A 3,745-nucleotide genomic window follows, 5' to 3' on the forward strand; every position below is an offset into this window, starting at 1 on the left:
CAGCGCATAACGCACCGGCACGACGAACAGCTCGGCCTGGCTCGCCGGGCACGGCATCACCGGGCTGTTGATGTCCACATGGGGCTGGGCTCTGGCCGCACGCTCGGCCTGAGCAGCCTGGTCAACCATGGCCAGTTTTTCGGCGCTCATGGGGCGAGGCCCTTGTCAGTCAGTAACCGCTGCGTCAATGCGCTGTTGAGGCGATCCAGGCGCTGACGGGGTGTGAAGCCGGGCTCAACGTGGATGCGGCAGGAGGTGCCGAGGGCTTCGGTGCTGCTGAAGGCCAGCACCCTGGAGTCGTGACGGAAAGGGGGAATCCGCAACGCGAAGTGCGCCGCGTCGGACGGCCGATACATACGCTTATCCTTGCGCAATGAGGAAAGGAGCGCGATGTCCAAACCCTCCATGGTTCGTGCTCGCGAGAATGGGCGGGCACGCTACCAAGGCCAAAAACGGATAGATGTAGGGATAATCTCCAAGTTTTGAAGGACGCTTCCGGTACGAGGATCCGCTGTTCAACAAGCGCAAAAAAAGCCGCGATCATGTCGCGGCTACTTTTCATGAACGCCCGTTCAGTCCCGGGCCAGCGCCTCGATGGGGTCGAGCCTGGACGCGTTGCGCGCCGGGACGAAGCCGAAGACGATGCCGATCAGGCTCGAACAGACCACGGCGGTGAGCACCGCCAAAGGCGAGAACACCATCTCCCATTCCTTGATGAACACCGAGAACAGGTGGCCGATGGCGTAGCTCAGGGCGATGCCGACGGCGCCGCCGAGCAGGCAGACCATCACCGCCTCCACCAGGAACTGCTGGCGGATGTCCGACTGCCGGGCGCCGACGGCCATGCGGATGCCGATCTCGCGGGTGCGCTCGGTGACCGACACCAGCATGATGTTCATCACGCCGATGCCGCCCACCACCAGGGAAATCACCGCGATCAGCGACAGCAGCAAGGCCAGCGAGCGGCTGGTCTTCTCCACGGTCTGCATGACGCTGTCGAGGTTGTTGGTGAAGAAGTCCTTGGTGCCGTGGCGCTGCAGCATCAGTTTGGTGACGTTGTCCTCCACCACTTTGCTCGGCTGGCCGTCCTTGATCCGCACGCTGATGCTGTCCAGGTAGCGCTGGCCCAGCAGGCGCCCGGCGGCGGTCTCGTAAGGCACCCAGACGTTGAGGGTCTTGCTGGCGAACAGGTTGCGGTTCTCCGCCGCCACGCCGATCACCGTGCACGGCAGGTTGCCGATCAGGATCACCTGCCCCAGCGGATCGACGCCTTCGCCGAACAGCCGGTGGCGGGTGTTGTAGTCGATCACCACCATCTGCGCCTGGCGCCGGGCATCGCTGTCGCTGAACGGGATGCCCGCCTCCATCTTGATCCCGCGCACCTGGAAGTACTGGTGGCTGACGCCGTTGACCTGGGCATCGACATCGATGTTGCGGTAGCGCAGCAACTGGTTGCGCCCCACCACCGGGGTGGCGCTGTCGACGTAGTACAGCCCGTTGAGCGCGGTCACGTCGGCGGGCACCAGGGTTTCGATGGCGCCTGAGCGGCTGTCGCCGAAACTGGCGCCGGGGTAGATGTCGATGGTGTTGCTGCCGATGGCCTGGATGTCGTTGAGCACATAGCGCTTGGCGCCCTCGCCGATGGCCGAGATCGACACCACCGAGGTGATGCCGATGACGATGCCGAGCATGGTCAGCAAGGTGCGCATGCGGTGCGAGATCAGCGCGACCCAGGCCATGTTGAACGCTTCCTTGAACAGCCCCAGGCTCGCCACCAGGCGCCTTGTGGTGCCGGGCCTGGGCGCGGCGGCGGTGTCGTTGGGCAGCGCGTCGGTGGCGCGTTCGTTGCGCCGGTCGCTGAGGATCTGGCCGTCGCTGACTTCGATGATCCGCTCGGCGTTGGCGGCGACCTTCGGGTCGTGGGTCACCAGGATCACCGTGTGCCCGGCGGCGTGCAGCTCCAGCAGGATGCGCATCACTTCCTTGCCGCTGGCGGTGTCGAGGGCACCGGTGGGTTCGTCGGCGAGGATCACTTCGCCGCCGTTCATCAAGGCGCGGGCGATGCTCACCCGCTGCTGCTGGCCGCCGGAGAGCTGGCTGGGCCGATGGGTCAGATGGCCGTCCAGCCCCAGCCGCGCCAGCAGCTCCTTGGCCCGGGCATGGCGCTGCGGTTCCGGGGTGCCGGCGTAGATCGCCGGCATCTCGACGTTGTGCACCGCGCTCAGGTGCGGCAGCAGGTGGTAGCGCTGGAAGATGAAACCGAAATGGTCGCGGCGCAGTTCGGCCAGGGCCTGGTTGTCCAGGTCGCGGGTTTCCTGGCCGTTGATCTTGTAGCTGCCGGCGGTGGCGTAGTCTAGGCAGCCGAGCAGGTTCATCAGGGTCGACTTGCCGGAGCCCGAGGCGCCGATGATCGCGACCATTTCCCCGGCCTCGATGGTCAGGCTGATGTCGTTCAGCGCCAGGAACTCGCGGTCGCCGGCGGTGAAGCTGCGGCGGATGCCGCTCAGTTGCAGCAACGGTTCGGTCATGCTCACGCCCCTGCCGTGCGGGTCACCGGATCGCCGATCACCACCCGGTCGCCTTCGGTCAGGCCCTGGTTGATCTGCACCTTGACGTTGTTGTTGATGCCGGTCTGCACGTTGCGCGCCTGGGCATGGCCCTTGGCGTCCAGCACCCGCACCGGGAAGCTGCCGTCGGCGTTGCGCGGCCCCAGCGCGGCCACCGGCACGGTCAGCACCGACTTGGCGGTGTCGAGCACCACCCGCACCTGGGCGGTCATGGCGATGCGCAGGCGGTGGTCGGGGTTGGGCACGTCGAACAGGGCGTTGTAGAACACCGCCGTGTTCTGCTTCGGCGTGCCGGCCGGCGGGGTTTCAAGGAAGTTCTGCGGCGCCGGCTCGGTGCCGCGCAGCTTGCCGTAATAGCGTTTGTCCTCGCCGAGGATGGTGAAATACACCTCCTGCCCCGGCGCGATGTGGATCACGTCGGCCTCCGACACCTGGGCCTTGACCGTCATGGTGTCCAGGTCCGCGAGCTTGAGCAGCACCGGCGCCAACTGGTTGGCGATCACGGTTTGGCCTTCCTGGGTGACGATGCCCACCACGTCGCCGTCGATGGGCGCGACGATCCGGGTGTAGGCCAGGTTGACCTTGGCCGTGTCGATCTGGATGTGCGCGCTCTTGATCTGCGCATCCAGCGCCAGCAGGTTGGCGGCCTGCACTTCGTAGTTCGACTGCGCGGTCTCGAAGTCCTGCCGCGAGATCGACGCGTCGTCCTGCAGGTCCCGGTAGCGCTCGTAGATCGCTTTGGTCTGCTTGAGCTGGGCCTGGGTCGCCCGGCGCTGGGCCTGCAGGTTCTCTTCATCGACCAGGGCCTGGCGCAGGGTGTTCTGCAGCACCAGCGGATCGATCTCCGCCAGCCACTGGCCCTTCTTCACCTTGTCGCCGACCTTGACCTTGAGCGACTTCAGTTGCCCCGAGACCTGGGCGCCGACGTCCACCTGGCGGATGCCCTCCAGCAGACCGGTGGCCAGCACCGCGTTTTCAATGTCACCGCGTTCCACCGTGGCGGTCAGGTACTGCGGCGCCTCGGCCGGTGCCTGCACCGTGTAGAACACCAGCCCGGCCACCAGCGTCAGCGCCACGGCCAGACCGACTTTGCGCAACTTCGACTGTTCCATAAATGACCACAATTCCGTTCAGGGTTGGGCCCGGTCGGTGACCGGGCCCGGTTGGAGAAACACCGC

Annotated in this window: 3 protein-coding genes; all 3 read right to left on the minus strand. The window is 66.0% G+C overall.

Features of this window, described 5'->3' with window-relative positions; all coding sequences use genetic code 11:
* Positions 1-146: 146 nt before the first annotated feature.
* Positions 147-356 (minus strand): hypothetical protein, encoded by a 210-nt coding sequence (locus CAG33_RS17815; protein WP_139833021.1) that lies wholly within the window; start codon positions 354-356, stop codon positions 147-149.
* 216 nt (positions 357-572) lie between these two features.
* Positions 573-2,528 carry a MacB family efflux pump subunit gene (locus CAG33_RS17820; RefSeq protein WP_085639780.1) on the minus strand — a complete coding sequence of 652 codons (1,956 nt, stop codon included), beginning with the start codon at positions 2,526-2,528 and terminating at the stop codon, positions 573-575.
* A gap of 2 nt (positions 2,529-2,530) precedes the next feature.
* A complete protein-coding gene (gene macA / locus CAG33_RS17825) occupies positions 2,531-3,679 on the minus strand; it encodes a macrolide transporter subunit MacA (RefSeq protein ID WP_085583613.1) in 1,149 nt (382 codons plus the stop codon).
* Positions 3,680-3,745 lie beyond the last annotated feature (66 nt).

It is taken from the genome of Pseudomonas sp. B3(2017), from assembly GCF_002113595.1.
Classification (GTDB): Bacteria; Pseudomonadota; Gammaproteobacteria; order Pseudomonadales; family Pseudomonadaceae; genus Aquipseudomonas; species Aquipseudomonas ekonensis.

Excerpts from the sequence above, each read along its gene's own strand:
- CAG33_RS17815 (WP_139833021.1), bottom strand. The coding sequence starts at position 356 with ATGTATCGGCCGTCCGACGCGGCGCACTTCGCGTTGCGGATTCCCCCT.
- CAG33_RS17820 (WP_085639780.1), bottom strand. The coding sequence starts at position 2,528 with ATGACCGAACCGTTGCTGCAACTGAGCGGCATCCGCCGCAGCTTCACC.
- macA (WP_085583613.1), bottom strand. The coding sequence starts at position 3,679 with ATGGAACAGTCGAAGTTGCGCAAAGTCGGTCTGGCCGTGGCGCTGACG.